We start from the raw sequence: 12,732 nt of genomic DNA on the forward strand, positions 1-12,732 counted from the left end.
CAACAGCTATGTCCCGGCTTTCGCAAGAGCTTGATATGACAATCTCGAATGAGAACGATCTGATCTGCCTGAAAGAGGTCGGGCGTATCGTCGCCAATGCCCTTGAGGCGATGGGGAAGGCCCTCGAGCCCGGCATGACCACCGCGGAACTCGACCGGATCGGACGAGAGCTCCTTGAGGCCGCCGGAGCGCGTTCGGCGCCGGAACTGGCCTATACCTTTCCTGGCGCAACCTGCATCAGCGTGAACGAAGAGATCGCTCATGGCATCCCGGGTGCCCGGCGGATCGAGCGTGGCGACCTCGTCAACATCGACGTCTCGGCCGAGAAGAGCGGCTTCTTTGCCGATACGGGAGCCTCGTTCGCCGTTCCGCCCGTGACCCGTTCGATCGAGCGTCTTTGCAGGGATGGTCGGCGGGCGATGTGGACGGGCCTGCGGCAGGTCGGAGCCGGCAAACCGATTGCCGGCATCGGTCAGGCCATCGGGACGTTTGCGCGGAAAAACGGCTACATGCTCGTCAAGAACCTAGCCAGTCACGGTGTCGGCTTGTCGCTCCACGAGGAGCCGACGGAGATCGCGACATGGCCCGATCGCTCCGAGCGCCGCATCATGAGCGATGGTTTGGTGTTCACCGTCGAGCCATTCCTGTCGCTCGGCGCGGAGTGGGCCGAGAACGGTGATGATGATCCTTGGACGCTCTACAGCAACCCCGAGGCGCCAACCGTTCAGTACGAGCACACGGTTATCGCAACCCGAAATGGACCTTTGATCGTTACGTTGGCGGGTTGAGGTCATCCCCGCGACACGCCGTCAGCGGGAACGCAAAAGACAATTTTCAGGCGATCATGCAGAGCTGTTGCGCGCGGACAGTCTCGTCACGCCACGAGATCCAGTAGCCGGCACGATCCGCGCACCAGCACCTTGCGTCCCGTCGGCGTCATCGAAGGTACGCCGTCACTGACAACAACGAGACCGAGCTTGACGAGACCTTCGACGAGATAGGCCTTCGAGAGGCGAACATTCGACACGGGGTTGCGAAGCGCTTTCAGCGCTTCCCATTGGTCCGGCGAAAGATCGAAGTCGATGTCGTTGCTCATGTTGCCTCAAGCGATAGTCCAAGTTCGCGAGCCCCTGTTAGCGGCGCCGCATGAACACCATGCGACGACAATGAGTCGGGAATTCGGTAAGCTGTTTAGAACCTCTCTTCACGAATTGCCGCACTTCATTGCGCCACAACAGTTAAGATCGTTCGCGCACGAAAATCGTCCCGGTCTCCGATCACTAATTGATGATGTGAGCTTGATCGTGCGGCGAGAGCTACCGCAGTGCACGGGAAGCATCACTGTCCCATTGCGCGTCGCGATATGCACAGAAATCGTGAAGCGAGGACGATTGGACTCTGACTGGACTCTGCTACGTTGATTCGCAGGGGATTGGCTTCACACGACAGGAGTGTGAGTGCATGAACAGGCTGATGGCAATTCGCAGTCAGGAATTCCTCTGCCGAGAGCGCGCCGCGCTGGATTCGGAGCGACGGGCGTTCTGGCTCGCGCAGGCCCAGGAATGGGAGCAGCGCGCGCTCGACGAAATTGCGCATCACTTTCGGGAGTGCAACCTCGTCCAGGCCGAGCTGACTGCCGCCTGACGCCAGCGGCGGACGTGATTGCCGTCTACTGATAAGTCGCCACGATGTCGGACACGGCGCGTTCGAGCTGCTGTGCGGTGGCGCATTGGCGCACGACAGTGCAGAAGGTCGCGTAGCGCGGCATCTCGGAATCACCGAAGCCCCAGGCGAGCCGTCCTTCGGGATTGAGCCAGACCACGCGCTTCGAGCGTTCGGAGATGCGGCGCAAGATGTCGGCGCGCGGGTCGAGATTGTTGCTGCGGGCGTCACCGAGCACGATCACCGTGGTCTGCGGCGTCAGCGTGCTCATAAACTCCTTCTCGAAATCGACGAGAGAGGAGCCGTAGTCGGATGAGCCGAAGCCGACCTTGGACATGATCTCGGCCATCGCCTCTTCCGGCGACTTCTTCTCCAGGATCTCGCTGACCTCGATCAGATGCGAGGAGAAGGCGAAGGAGTGGACGTCGTCGACCACCTCGTGCAGCGAGTGGATCAGGAGCAGGAAGAAATCGGAGACCTGCGCGACCGAGCCTGAGACGTCGCAGATTGCGACGATCTTCGGCCGGTCGCGGTGCTTGCGCTTCCACGCGGTGAGGAAGGGCACGCCGCCCCAGGCGGCGTTGCGGCGCAGTGTGCGACGGACGTCGAGATGGCCGCGGCGCTGACGCTTGCGCGGCTTCGAGTAGCGCTCGCGCAGGCGCCGCGCGATCTGGCGGATGAGAGCGCGCATCTCCGCGACCTGGCGCCGCTCGATGCGGGCGAGCGGCGCGTTGCGCAGGATCTCGTTGCGGAGGTTTTCGGCCTCTTCGCGGGCATAAAGCGCAAGGCCTTGCGAGACCGTGTCGCGGACTGCTTCGCGCAACGCGTCCAGCGCGCCGCGCAGACGCTCGGCCAGCGACGGATTGGTCGCGGTGAGCGCGTCGAGATCGTCGCGCAGGCGCTGAAGGCCCATGGCGTCGAGGATGCGGCTGGAAAAGATCCCGCGCTGAGTCGAATAGCGGATGTCGGACAGCGCAGCCACACCGGAAGCGCTGGCGATCGCGGCTGCGATCGCGTTGCGATCCTGCGACAGCAGCATCTGCGCAAGCGGGCCCAATGCTTCGGAAGCCTGGCCTTCGCCTGCTTCACTGGCCGAGCTGGGTGAGGGGGTCTGATCCGCGTCCTGCGATGCGTCGTCGTTGTCGTCGGCCTCGGGTTGATCCTGCCGCGGCTCTGGTTGGCTGAAGAAGAGATCAAAGCAGTCGCCGAGGGCGAGCTTCTCGTCCTGCGACTTGGCGAGCGTCAGGAGCAGCGCATCGCGCAGGATAGCCCGGTCGGAAAAGCCGACCTCCTTGACCGCGCGCATCGCATCGATGCTTTCGGCGGGCGAGACATGCACGCCGGCACCGCGCGCCGCTCGAAAGAAACGATGGAGATTCTCGCGCATCGGCGTCAACCGAAGACGTTGGACCGTGCCGCCTTGGCAATGAAGGTCGTAACTTGCGGCGTTGCTGCCTCGATGTCGGCCTCGTACTTCAGGAGCACATTGAGCGTGTCCTTGACGATGTCCGTATCGAGCTCCGTGGCCTGAAGTAGAACCAGGACGCGCGCCCAGTCGATGGTCTCACTGACCGAAGGCAGCTTCTTCAGGTCGAGCGAGCGGATCTCGTGGATGAAGCCGACCATCTGCCGGCGCAGCGCCTGCGAGATGCCGGAGACGCGGCTCTCGACGATGCGTTCTTCGAGCCGTTGCTCGGGGAAGCCGATATGCAGATGCAGGCAGCGCCGCTTCAGGGCGTCGCCGAGGTCCCGCTCGCTGTTCGAGGTGAGGATCACCGTCGGCGGCGTGATCGCCGCGACCGTGCCGAGCTCCGGGATCGTGACCTGGAAATCGGAGAGGATTTCCAGCAGCAGCGATTCGAACTCGGCATCCGACTTGTCGATCTCGTCGATCAGCAGCACGCAGCCGCCCGGCTGCTCCAGCGCCTGGAGCAGTGGCCGTGGCTCGACGAACTCCTTGGAGAAGAACACGTCGCCAAAATCGTGGAGCTGCTCGAGCGCGGCATGCAGCGTCTGCGCGCCGCCGAGGACTTCGCCGAGCTTGTCCTTGAGGATCTGGGTATAGAGAAGCTGCTTGGCGTATTTCCACTCGTAGAGCGCCTTGGCCTCGTCGAGGCCCTCGTAGCATTGCAGGCGGATCATCTTCATGCCGCGCCAGGCAGCAATGGCCTTGGCAAGCTCGGTCTTGCCGACGCCCGCGGGGCCTTCGACCAGGATCGGTTTCTCGATCTGCTGCGACAAATAGACGGCGGTCGCGATCTGCCGGCTCGCGATATAGCCCTGTGCGGCGAGGCCGCTCTCCACTGCCTCGATCGAGGTCGAGGCCTTCTGTTCAGCCACGAAAGGGCGCTCCCAAAGGTCTTGCTTGAGGCTTGTTCTGCCTGCGTTCCCGGCAAAGAACAAGCCTCGTTTGGGACGGCCTGACCCGCGCTGAACGTCGCTTTTTCCGTTCAGCGCAAATACTTAAGCGATGGCTGATCGTGCGGTCAGTGCCGCAGCTCCGGCTTGCGGATGGTCTGCCGGACTTCCGCGCCGCAGTCCGCGCATTCATAGACGAAGTCGATCCTGGCAAGGCCCCAATGCGGTTCGACCTCGCGGACGTACATCGGCAGGAACCCCATGCAGGCGGGACAAATTACAGGCGCGATTTCGATGTCCTGATGATGCTGTACATAAGCTGGCATCTCGGCTCTCCTTCGCAGGCGACCACCAAACCCCGCGAAAAGGCTACTGCCGGAACGCGCCGGTGCCGTCATCAACTCTTTCGAACAGAGGCGGAACGGCAGGCGTTTGTCGTTCGCTGTGACATTCTTGTTACGTCTCTGTACTGTAACGGGCCGACCGAATTCCTATTTCACAGGCCGATCCGTTTTCCACGGACCTTCACTGCAACAATAAGGGAGCAACGCCCATGACGCATGCCATTCGCTTTCACAAGACCGGCGGTCCTGAAGTCCTGGTCTGGGAGGAGGTCAGTGTCGGCAAGCCCGGGCCGGGCGAGGCGCGCATTCGCCACACGGCGGTCGGCCTCAACTTCGTCGACATCTACAACCGCTCCGGTGTGTATCCGGTGCAATTGCCGAGCGGCCTTGGCAGTGAGGGTGCCGGCGTCGTCGAGGAAGTCGGGGCCGGTGTCACCGATTTGAAGCCCGGTGATCGCGTTGCCTACGGCGCCTCGCCGCTCGGTGCCTATTCCGAGGCGCGGCTGATCCCGGCCGACCGGCTGTTGAAGCTGCCCGACGGCGTCGACGACAAGACCGCGGCGGCCATGATGCTGAAGGGGCTCACCACCCAATACCTGATCCGGCAGACCTATCGCGTGAAGGCCGGCGACACCATCCTGCTGCACGCCGCAGCCGGCGGCGTTGGTCTCATCCTGAGCCAGTGGGCAAAACATCTCGGCGCGACAGTGATCGGCACCGTCAGCAGCGACGAGAAGGCAAAGCTCGCCAAGGCACATGGCTGCGATCATGTGATCATCTATACGCGCGAGGATTTCGTGAAGCGTGTGGACGAGATCACGGGCGGCAAGAAGGTGCCGGTGGTCTATGATTCCGTCGGCAAGGACACGTTCCTGAAGTCGCTGGATTGTCTTGCGCCGCTCGGTGTTGCCGCGCTGTTCGGTGCGTCCTCCGGCGCTGTCGAGCCGCTCAATCTCGGCCTGCTCGCGCAGAAGGGCTCGCTCTACGTCACCCGTCCGACGCTGTTCACCTACGCTGCCAAGCGCGAGGCCCTGGTCGCGATGGCGAACGAGCTGTTCGACGTCGTGAAGTCCGGCGCGGTCAAGATCGAGGTGCACCAGACCTATCCGTTGAAGGACGCCGCCAAGGCGCATGCCGATCTCGCCGCGCGCAAGACCACGGGCTCGACCGTCCTCACGGTGTGATCGCCAGCCGGGCACTGACGCAGGCCGTTAGGGCCTGCGTCACGTCTTCTCGTGCTTGCGCAGATCGCGGTTGTGATCGAGACGGATCGCCTGGAGGTCGACTTCTTCAGGCGGAACCTGGGGGAGGGCGGCCTCGGTCAGGATCGCCTCGGTCACGTCCTCCACCGCATTCTCCGCGATTTCGTGGATGAACGAGATGTTTCGATATTCACCCGAAGCGACGCGGGAGATGACCTCGCGCCTCGTGATTTCGGGATCGACGACTGCCTCGCGTCCGCGCCGCCCATAGTCGATCATCACGACGAAATACTGCATGAAACGATCCTGCCGCGCCCCCGTAGCCGGGAGCGCGGCAGAGTATTTCCGAAAAACAGAATTAAGTCAAGGGTGATTTCCAAAAATCGGAAATCGACCTTTATTTGCTCTTCTTGCGAGGGCGTGCCGACTTGGCGCGCAGCCGCTCAAGTTGACCCTTGGGCATGGACAGGCAGATCTCGCCGACCCACTCGAGCTTGACGCCGACGATCGGCTTGGCGTTGAAGCTGTTGAGATTGACGACGGAGGGAGTTTTCCCGCGTTCGATGGTCTTCAAATAGCGTTCACCAGTCTTGAGCCGGACCACGGCCTCTTCACCGTAGAAGCTCGACAGCGGATGACGCTGGTCCTTGTAGACGACGATCACGTCGCCGCTCTCGTATTTGGGCAGCATCGAATCGCCAACGATCTCGAAGGCGACGGTCTCTTCCATGATCGGGAACGGCAGCGCGATATCGCCGAGGCCTTCCGGGGGAACCTGTTCATAATCGGGCTCGATCACAGCGCCGGCCCCGACGCGGCCCATGATCGGCGCGAGATTGAGCTCAAGATATTCCATGATCGGAATGATTTCAGACGCCTTCACCAGGCGCTCGCCGCCCAGGATCTCCGACACCGCGCCGGGCCGCACGCCCATGGCCGCCGCCAGGCCGCCCTTGCTTTTGCCCGTCTTCTCCAGGCCCCGCTCGATCATTGCAACGTCCAACATGGTGATTCCCTCGATTGCCCATCGTCCCGCCTCTTGTAATCCGAAATTCGGAATTGATGCAATTATGAATATCAGAATTATCGCTTGACAGCTGCTTCGGAATAACGGAATGTAGGCGCCGCCTCGCGATCGAACGATCGGAGGAGGCGCATCACAGGACAGCAGCATGGAACCGGGTCATTGGCCGTCGGAGCACTCCGACGCGCTTCGCGACTATTTTCTCAAGGGAATGTCTTATGCGGAGATCGGAAGACAGATAAACGGAAGGTTTGGAACGGCTTACACACGCAACGCGGTGGCCGGCCGCGCCAAGCGGCTGGGACTCGCGGCACCGGCGCGGATGACGAGTCCATCGATCGTGCCGTCCTTGCCGTCAGGAGCCTGTCTCATCGGGCCGCCCCGTGCGGCGGTGCCGAACCTGAACTTGCCACCAAAATCCGCAATGAAACCCGCGCGGGTCAAGTTGCGCTGTGTCGGCGTCCAGCCCCGCTTGGTCGCGCTAGGCGAACTCGGGCGCGACGACTGCCGCTATCCCTATGGTGGCGACAAGGACGGGGAGGGGATCGCCTTCTGCGGCTATCCGCGCCAGCCGGGCTCCAGCTATTGCACGCCGCATGCTCGCCTGACGCGAAGGTCTGAGGCCGCGTCTGCTCGCGCCGCCGGTCCCGTCGTCCTGAGGCTGATCTCTGCTGCCTGACGAGACCGCTATCCGTTCAATTTTGCGAGGAGTATCCGAGTGGCAGGTGCACGACGCAACAAGTCCTACAGATTGACTGGAATCTACGATCGGCGATCGCGGGAGGTGCCGTTCAATGCAGAGGTGGCGGAGGTCGAGGTCGACAATCCGCTGGCGCTCGATGCCGGCGAGAAGATCGTCGCCGTCCGCTCGATCCGCGGCGATCCGCTCGGCCGGTTGCACGCGCATCACCAGATCGACGAGGCGCAGTATCGCGGCGGGCGCGCCTTCCAGAACGACTGGGAGAGGGCGGAGCGCGGGCCCCAGGCGGTGGACCCGACGCGCGAATATGTCGATGGCACGCGCTCGCGCGAGCCCGTCACCGAGGACCAGCGCCAGGCTGTGCTGCGCCTCAACCGGGTCGAGCGCGAACTCGGTACCGACGGCGCCGCGCTGGTGCACGACGTCCTGGTGCTGGGGCTGACCATGGATCAGATCGGGGAGCGGCGCGCTGTCCGTACCCAGCGCTGGAACGACTATTTCGCGCGGCGCTTTCGCGAATGCCTGGACCGGCTGGCGCTGATCTACGGCTTTGCGACGGAAGGCCGGGCTCGGCGCGCCAAGCAGCGTTGAGAGTAGTGGTGCGCCTGCGGGTCTCGCCGCAGGCGCGCCCGGGCCTCTTGTTACGGATGCGGCACGATCTGGTAAGGCGTCGTGTAGGGCTCGACACGGAGAGACGCGTTGGCCAAGAGCCCGATCTTCGCGGTCGGCGCCTGTTGCAATTCGCCGTTCGAGCCGCGATGCACGTTGTACTGCCAGACCGTGAGATCGCCCTTCTGCGCCAGCGCATGCGCAACCGCGCTCGCATCATTGCCGCCGAGCGCCTGGAGCTCCTCCGTCGACAATCCGACGACGATTTCGTCCTTGATGGTGACGATCTTGAACAGATTCATCCTGGTCTCCTGCGCCCATGCGCCTTGTATCGAGAAAGTGAGAAGCGCGATCGCGCCGCCCTTGATGAGATCGCAGCGGGAAAGCATGCTGTCGTCCTTTGGTGCTGAGGCGCGCCCGAATCGAGAAGTCCGTCAGCCATGGCGCCCGTGGTCTGCGTGGCCGCTTCGCAACCGCTTGGTCGTTCCACCTTGAACGACGGTTCATTGGCGGAGATATCTTCGGACCGATGAACCCGGTACGGGGAACCGCGTCCAAGCCGAGCAGCTCAAGGGGGGCTTCACTGGCGGACGGATCAAGACGCTGCAGGCCGGCTGCGCGGCTCGACGTTCATTTCGCCGACGATACAACCGCCGAGGTCGGACTCAACAATTACGTGTATACGCCGAGGAAACTTTAATCTGGCCTCGTTCACACCGGAAACACGGCGAAACGCCGCACCGATTGACAGCGACCGAGGCCGTGTGCGTGAGTGATGCCGCTTCTTGACGCAGGTGGGTGACGACGGTCCATATTCCTGTTATCCGGAATTGCCGTGCTGCGATGCGGACGAAGCATCGCTACGGCGACGGTTGGGCTTGCCGGAAGGGTTGTTTCTTGACATAATTGCAACCTGTTCGGTTGAGCCAGTATATGGTTCAGCGTGTTAACCCACCGGGTGCCCCGGCCGAGATCTCAGGGTCACCATGGCGTCCGGTCATGGTGTTCGGTTCTCGAGCGAGACCTCGACGTCTGATCACGAGGGCCGATGCTTGTCATAGGTGCGAGATGAAAAACCTCAATTTCGCGGCTGAACTGCACCTTAAGCTCGGCGCGCCTGCAAGCAGCACCGTTGAAAGTCTGCGCCTGCTTCGCGCGTTCCTGAAGCTCGGGCCTCGACAGCGTTTCGAGGTCATCAAGCTGGTCGAAGACCTCGGCACCGAAGAAACCCTTCCCGAGCACCCCCTGTCCTGACCCCAGCCGCGCGCCGGCCGTACGCCTCGTCCCTCGTTTTCCTGCCGGAGCGGACCGCCGGGCGACGTTTGCCCCCAGGCTGCCGCTGGAATGCGGTCCGGCAAGTGTGGTATTCAGTTGGGAAAAAGGGGAGGAGTATGACCATGATCGAACCGAAGCTCGAAGTCCCGGCCGAACTGCGCGACCTGGCCGAAAAGACGATCGACCAGGCGGAACAGGCGTTCGGCATGTTTTTCGAAGCTGCCACCAAGTCGATGACGTCGGTTCCCGGAGCGGGTACCGAAGTGTCCAAGCAGGCGCTCGCGTTCACTGAGCAGAACATGAAGTCGGCGTTCGAGCACGCGCGCAAGCTCGTGCATGCCACCGACCTTCAGGAAGCGATGCGAATCCAGTCCGACTTCCTGCGCAGCCAGTTCACCAGCGCCGGCGACCACATGCGCCAGATGACCGGGAGTTTCATGCAGCCCGGCAAGGGAAAGTCCTGAGTTCCGGTGTGCGCCGCGTGCCCGCAAATTGATCCTGCGTGACGCCGCGCTCAGCCGCAGCACGATCCCGGAAATTGCGAGAGATCGATGCGGGCGATGATCGACCGCAGCAGCTTGCGGGTCGCACGATAGAGATATCGCGCGAATGCCGGTGTCCTCGCAGCCGGCAGGCCAAGGCCTGCCGTCTCGAGACGTTTCGTATCGAGGCTTTCGATGGAGTGCGACACGTGCCTCTCCGGGATGGTGAGGCCCTTCCTATCGTCGCCAGTCTGGAGCTGCCTTGATCTGCCGCAAAGGGGGCCCGGCTAGTAGTCGCCGGGGTTCATGATCATCGGGCTTCTGGTGTCAGCCGGCGCGAGCGAGCTGCTGGCACTGTCACGCAAGAAGCGGTCGAGTGTCGCCTGGATCTTCTCCTTGACCGCATCGGGACCGCGATCGCTCATCTCGGTGTGCTGAGCACCGGTATGGACGATGTCGATGCCGCGCGCTTTGGCCTCTTCAGGCGTCGGCAGCACGCCCGGGTCGGTCTGGAAATGCGGATCCTTGGAGCGGAACGACAGGATCTTCAGGTTGTCGCTGAGCACGAAGGGCACCCGCAGATTGTCGAGCGTGATCACCTTCGACACGATCTCCGGGTGCTGATGGGCGACATACATCGAGACGTCGCCACCGTTGGAATGGCCGACGAGGGTGATGTGGTCGTAGTCGGTGTTTTCCTGCCGTCGCTTCAGTTCGGCCAGGGCGAAAAGGATGTTGGCCTCGCAGCGGATATAGACCTCGCGCCGCCCGACATATTGCTGACCGACATGGGTCATCAACGGCGGATCGCTCGGCAGGTCCTGCTGGATGCTGGCAACGAGATAACCGCGCGCCGCGAGCACGTTGGCGAGGAAGGAATACTCGGTCGCCTTGACGGTGTTGCCGTTGCTGATGATGGCGAGCGGGAGCTTCCAGAGCCCGAGATTGGCCTTGGTCTCGTAGTCGCGCCGCACCGCGATCTCGACCGAGATCGGCCGTTGGCGCGAGGCATCGAACAGGGTCAAAATCTCATGTCGGATCGCGAACCGGCTGACCACGAAATACTGGCCGACGCCGAGCACGCAGAGAAAGGCCAGGATTGCAAACACCCTCTTCATGGTTCCGTCCCAATCACTTTCGACTGAAAATGGTCATTGCAAGCCCCCGGATCGAGCGATCGTGAGCAGGTTACGGGATTAAATTTAGGCAAGTCTGTGAGCAAGGCCGCAAAAGGGCCGCATGCCGGGTGTGCTCAAAGCGCGAGAGCTAGAGGCAGCCGCCCCTGCCGCGTTCGGGGCAGAGCCGGAATGCGCTCGAGAGGGTGAACAGGAAGCGTGGGCTGCGGCGCTCGTTGTCTGGCGCCCGGTAGCTCAAGGGGACGGCTACGCCGAGATCGGCTTGAAGATCATCCGGCAGAAAGAACCGCACGCCGGCTCCGGCCGATGTCAGCGACAGGCCGTCACTCAGGCGGTAACCGTCGTTCCAGACTGCGCCGGCGTCGCCAAAGGCGTAGAGCTGATAGCCGGTCCAGTAGCGGAAATTGAGCTTCTGGTCGAAGCGCAGCTCGAGCGAGCCGGCAAGACCGTTGTCGCCGCTGATCTCGGCTGCGCCATAGCCCCGGCCGAAAGCGGCTCCGCCGAGATAGAATTGCTGCGAAATGAACAGCGGCCGCGATGCCGTCTGGCTGGCGGCCGACAGCTTGAGCGACCAGGCGTCGTTGAGGGTCTGGTAGCGCGTGAACCAGAGGTTCAGCACCGAGAAGTTCGACGCGGCGCCATCGCGCGACAACAGATCGTCGTCGAAATGCGAGGCACCGAAGATGTCGAGACCCTGGCGGTAGGTGAGCGTCGCGAAATTGGTGCCGCCGAAGCGATCCTGGAGCCGGTAATCGGCGGTCAGGCTCGCGGTCCTGATGTGGTCGTTGTACCAGGGGCCGTAAAGATCGTGCTCGGACACGTTGCTGAAGGTGCCGGCCAAGGTCAGCGTCAACGCCGATGATTGCGACATGAAGGGCACGGTGCTTGCCCGTAGCTCGAACGCCTCTGTCGTGGTGATGTCGCTGTCGAGGCGGCGGGCGTCACCCGGCCGGACCGCGCTGTACAGGACGGAAGCGCCGAGGCGCACGCCGTCGACGCCGACGGGCGCGTCATAGGATAATCGCGCAAAGCCAAGCTGACGCGGGTCGTTGGCAATGGTCGACAGGTTGACCGCCAGGGTATCGCCGGGCGTGAGGTAGGAGTTGAAAGCGCCGGTCGCGTAGGTCTGCCACGGGCCGACCGACGATGAGCCCAGATTATCCACGCCGAACGACGAGAAGACGTGCCAGGTTTTCAAATGGACGATGAGGCGAAAGCGGCCGGTGGCACCGCCTATCTCCTCGAGCGCGGTGTCGGTGATCCGGATGCCCGGCCCGCTATTGATGAGGAAGAGCTGACGTTCGAGCGTTGCCAGGCGCGACGGCTGCTCGGCGAGAACCGGGCCCAGCATCGGCCTCACGCCAAACTGCTCGGCGCCGTCGCCTTTCAGCTCGGCCTGCACGATGGCGCCTTCAATCACCTGGATCCGGACGCGACCGTCGGCGATGTCCTGCGGCGGCACGATCGCCCGGCTCAGATGAAAGCTGTCTGCGCGGTAGAGATCGCTGATCGCGCCGGCGATCGCGGCGAGGTCGGCTTGCGAGACCTTCTTTCCGAGATAGGGCTGATAGGCTGCGGCGATGCGATCGCGGGGAATGGCTTGGGCGCCGCTGACATCGATCCCGCGCAACACGAATTGCGGTTTCGTATCCCCGCCTGTGTTGGGCCGGCCGACCGCCGGCAGCGGGACCGGAGGACGGCTCAGCGATTCCTGCTCGGTTTGGTTTTCAAAGTATTTCTCGGGCTGCCGCGGATCGAAGCCGGGCTGGTTCGCCTGTTGAGCGAACGCCTGCGAAATTCCCGTGAAAATCGGTGCCGCCAGCGCCAGTGCCATAAGGAGATGCCGCTTCTCAATGCGCGCAACGAGCCGCTCCCCGTAGTTTAACGGAGCAGTGCACAAGAGCCGGTAAGAGTTCGTTAGCTGCATGATTTTTCTTAGT

The 12,732-nt window shown here is 62.8% G+C and carries 17 protein-coding genes; 7 read left to right on the top strand and 10 right to left on the bottom strand.

The window, feature by feature from the left end; translation table 11 throughout:
* The first annotated feature begins 35 nt into the window (after positions 1-35).
* Positions 36-788, top strand: a complete 753-nt coding sequence (map, locus tag AB7290_RS12925) for a type I methionyl aminopeptidase (RefSeq protein ID WP_441253466.1) — start codon at positions 36-38, stop codon at positions 786-788.
* 86 nt (positions 789-874) lie between these two features.
* On the opposite strand, the gene AB7290_RS12930 is transcribed toward map, so the two are convergent.
* Positions 875-1,096, bottom strand: a complete 222-nt coding sequence (locus tag AB7290_RS12930; protein ID WP_439037000.1) for a hypothetical protein — start codon at positions 1,094-1,096, stop codon at positions 875-877.
* Between the two features lie 365 nt (positions 1,097-1,461).
* Here AB7290_RS12930 and AB7290_RS12935 point away from each other — a divergent pair, with 365 nt between their 5' ends.
* Positions 1,462-1,644: a hypothetical protein gene (locus tag AB7290_RS12935; protein ID WP_028152900.1), complete on the top strand. Its 183-nt coding sequence runs from the start codon at positions 1,462-1,464 to the stop codon at positions 1,642-1,644.
* Positions 1,645-1,669: 25 nt separating this feature from the next.
* On the opposite strand, the gene AB7290_RS12940 is transcribed toward AB7290_RS12935, so the two are convergent.
* From AB7290_RS12940 to AB7290_RS12950, 3 genes are all read right to left on the bottom strand, one after another.
* A complete protein-coding gene (locus AB7290_RS12940; RefSeq protein ID WP_441253467.1) occupies positions 1,670-3,049 on the bottom strand; it encodes a vWA domain-containing protein in 1,380 nt (459 codons plus the stop codon).
* Between the two features lie 5 nt (positions 3,050-3,054).
* Positions 3,055-4,002, bottom strand: a complete 948-nt coding sequence (locus AB7290_RS12945) for an AAA family ATPase (RefSeq protein ID WP_063982035.1) — start codon at positions 4,000-4,002, stop codon at positions 3,055-3,057.
* Between the two features lie 146 nt (positions 4,003-4,148).
* Positions 4,149-4,346 (bottom strand): hypothetical protein, encoded by a 198-nt coding sequence (locus tag AB7290_RS12950; RefSeq protein WP_028152902.1) that lies wholly within the window; start codon positions 4,344-4,346, stop codon positions 4,149-4,151.
* A 227-nt stretch (positions 4,347-4,573) separates the two neighbouring features.
* On the opposite strand from AB7290_RS12950, the gene AB7290_RS12955 reads away from it, so the two are divergent.
* Positions 4,574-5,548: a quinone oxidoreductase family protein gene (locus tag AB7290_RS12955; RefSeq protein WP_071911763.1), complete on the top strand. Its 975-nt coding sequence runs from the start codon at positions 4,574-4,576 to the stop codon at positions 5,546-5,548.
* Positions 5,549-5,587: 39 nt separating this feature from the next.
* On the opposite strand, the gene AB7290_RS12960 is transcribed toward AB7290_RS12955, so the two are convergent.
* Together AB7290_RS12960 and AB7290_RS12965 are read right to left on the bottom strand one after the other, a co-directional pair.
* Positions 5,588-5,863, bottom strand: a complete 276-nt coding sequence (locus tag AB7290_RS12960) for a hypothetical protein (protein ID WP_071911765.1) — start codon at positions 5,861-5,863, stop codon at positions 5,588-5,590.
* Between the two features lie 100 nt (positions 5,864-5,963).
* Entirely contained in the window at positions 5,964-6,572 is a 609-nt protein-coding gene (locus AB7290_RS12965) for a S24 family peptidase (protein ID WP_028152904.1), read from the bottom strand.
* Between the two features lie 166 nt (positions 6,573-6,738).
* Here AB7290_RS12965 and AB7290_RS12970 point away from each other — a divergent pair, with 166 nt between their 5' ends.
* Positions 6,739-7,269: a GcrA family cell cycle regulator gene (locus AB7290_RS12970; protein WP_441253468.1), complete on the top strand. Its 531-nt coding sequence runs from the start codon at positions 6,739-6,741 to the stop codon at positions 7,267-7,269.
* 39 nt (positions 7,270-7,308) lie between these two features.
* Entirely contained in the window at positions 7,309-7,881 is a 573-nt protein-coding gene (locus AB7290_RS12975) for a hypothetical protein (RefSeq protein WP_063982039.1), read from the top strand.
* Between the two features lie 50 nt (positions 7,882-7,931).
* Here AB7290_RS12975 and AB7290_RS12980 read toward each other — a convergent pair whose 3' ends face one another.
* Positions 7,932-8,288: a hypothetical protein gene (locus AB7290_RS12980; RefSeq protein WP_441253469.1), complete on the bottom strand. Its 357-nt coding sequence runs from the start codon at positions 8,286-8,288 to the stop codon at positions 7,932-7,934.
* Between the two features lie 679 nt (positions 8,289-8,967).
* On the opposite strand from AB7290_RS12980, the gene AB7290_RS12985 reads away from it, so the two are divergent.
* Positions 8,968-9,153 (top strand): hypothetical protein, encoded by a 186-nt coding sequence (locus tag AB7290_RS12985; RefSeq protein ID WP_063982041.1) that lies wholly within the window; start codon positions 8,968-8,970, stop codon positions 9,151-9,153.
* A 143-nt stretch (positions 9,154-9,296) separates the two neighbouring features.
* Positions 9,297-9,638 (top strand): phasin, encoded by a 342-nt coding sequence (locus AB7290_RS12990; RefSeq protein ID WP_014493705.1) that lies wholly within the window; start codon positions 9,297-9,299, stop codon positions 9,636-9,638.
* A gap of 50 nt (positions 9,639-9,688) precedes the next feature.
* Here the strand turns inward: AB7290_RS12990 and AB7290_RS12995 are convergent, their stop codons facing one another.
* The 3 genes from AB7290_RS12995 to AB7290_RS13005 all read right to left on the bottom strand — a co-directional run bounded on the left by AB7290_RS12995 (position 9,689) and on the right by AB7290_RS13005 (position 12,719).
* Positions 9,689-9,865 carry a hypothetical protein gene (locus AB7290_RS12995; protein WP_161495944.1) on the bottom strand — a complete coding sequence of 59 codons (177 nt, stop codon included), beginning with the start codon at positions 9,863-9,865 and terminating at the stop codon, positions 9,689-9,691.
* Positions 9,866-9,943: 78 nt separating this feature from the next.
* On the bottom strand, positions 9,944-10,774 hold the full coding sequence (locus AB7290_RS13000) for an alpha/beta hydrolase (protein WP_063982042.1): 831 nt from the start codon (positions 10,772-10,774) through the stop codon (positions 9,944-9,946).
* A gap of 148 nt (positions 10,775-10,922) precedes the next feature.
* Positions 10,923-12,719, bottom strand: coding sequence for a ShlB/FhaC/HecB family hemolysin secretion/activation protein (locus AB7290_RS13005; protein WP_085405737.1), 1,797 nt, complete (start codon positions 12,717-12,719; stop codon positions 10,923-10,925).
* Positions 12,720-12,732 lie beyond the last annotated feature (13 nt).

Origin of the sequence: Bradyrhizobium sp. 613_E4_N2_2 (assembly GCF_052075995.1) — a bacterium.
GTDB classification, from domain to species: domain Bacteria; phylum Pseudomonadota; class Alphaproteobacteria; order Rhizobiales; family Xanthobacteraceae; genus Bradyrhizobium; species Bradyrhizobium barranii.

What these genes read in the sequence shown, in the direction of transcription:
- map (WP_441253466.1), top strand. Translation starts at nt 36, where the DNA reads ATGACAATCTCGAATGAGAACGATCTGATCTGCCTGAAAGAGGTCGGG.
- AB7290_RS12930 (WP_439037000.1), bottom strand. Translation starts at nt 1,096, where the DNA reads ATGAGCAACGACATCGACTTCGATCTTTCGCCGGACCAATGGGAAGCG.
- AB7290_RS12935 (WP_028152900.1), top strand. Translation starts at nt 1,462, where the DNA reads ATGAACAGGCTGATGGCAATTCGCAGTCAGGAATTCCTCTGCCGAGAG.
- AB7290_RS12940 (WP_441253467.1), bottom strand. Translation starts at nt 3,049, where the DNA reads ATGCGCGAGAATCTCCATCGTTTCTTTCGAGCGGCGCGCGGTGCCGGC.
- AB7290_RS12950 (WP_028152902.1), bottom strand. Translation starts at nt 4,346, where the DNA reads ATGCCAGCTTATGTACAGCATCATCAGGACATCGAAATCGCGCCTGTA.
- AB7290_RS12955 (WP_071911763.1), top strand. Translation starts at nt 4,574, where the DNA reads ATGACGCATGCCATTCGCTTTCACAAGACCGGCGGTCCTGAAGTCCTG.
- AB7290_RS12960 (WP_071911765.1), bottom strand. Translation starts at nt 5,863, where the DNA reads ATGCAGTATTTCGTCGTGATGATCGACTATGGGCGGCGCGGACGCGAG.
- AB7290_RS12965 (WP_028152904.1), bottom strand. Translation starts at nt 6,572, where the DNA reads ATGTTGGACGTTGCAATGATCGAGCGGGGCCTGGAGAAGACGGGCAAA.
- AB7290_RS12970 (WP_441253468.1), top strand. Translation starts at nt 6,739, where the DNA reads ATGGAACCGGGTCATTGGCCGTCGGAGCACTCCGACGCGCTTCGCGAC.
- AB7290_RS12980 (WP_441253469.1), bottom strand. Translation starts at nt 8,288, where the DNA reads ATGCTTTCCCGCTGCGATCTCATCAAGGGCGGCGCGATCGCGCTTCTC.
- AB7290_RS12985 (WP_063982041.1), top strand. Translation starts at nt 8,968, where the DNA reads ATGAAAAACCTCAATTTCGCGGCTGAACTGCACCTTAAGCTCGGCGCG.
- AB7290_RS12990 (WP_014493705.1), top strand. Translation starts at nt 9,297, where the DNA reads ATGATCGAACCGAAGCTCGAAGTCCCGGCCGAACTGCGCGACCTGGCC.
- AB7290_RS13000 (WP_063982042.1), bottom strand. Translation starts at nt 10,774, where the DNA reads ATGAAGAGGGTGTTTGCAATCCTGGCCTTTCTCTGCGTGCTCGGCGTC.
- AB7290_RS13005 (WP_085405737.1), bottom strand. Translation starts at nt 12,719, where the DNA reads ATGCAGCTAACGAACTCTTACCGGCTCTTGTGCACTGCTCCGTTAAAC.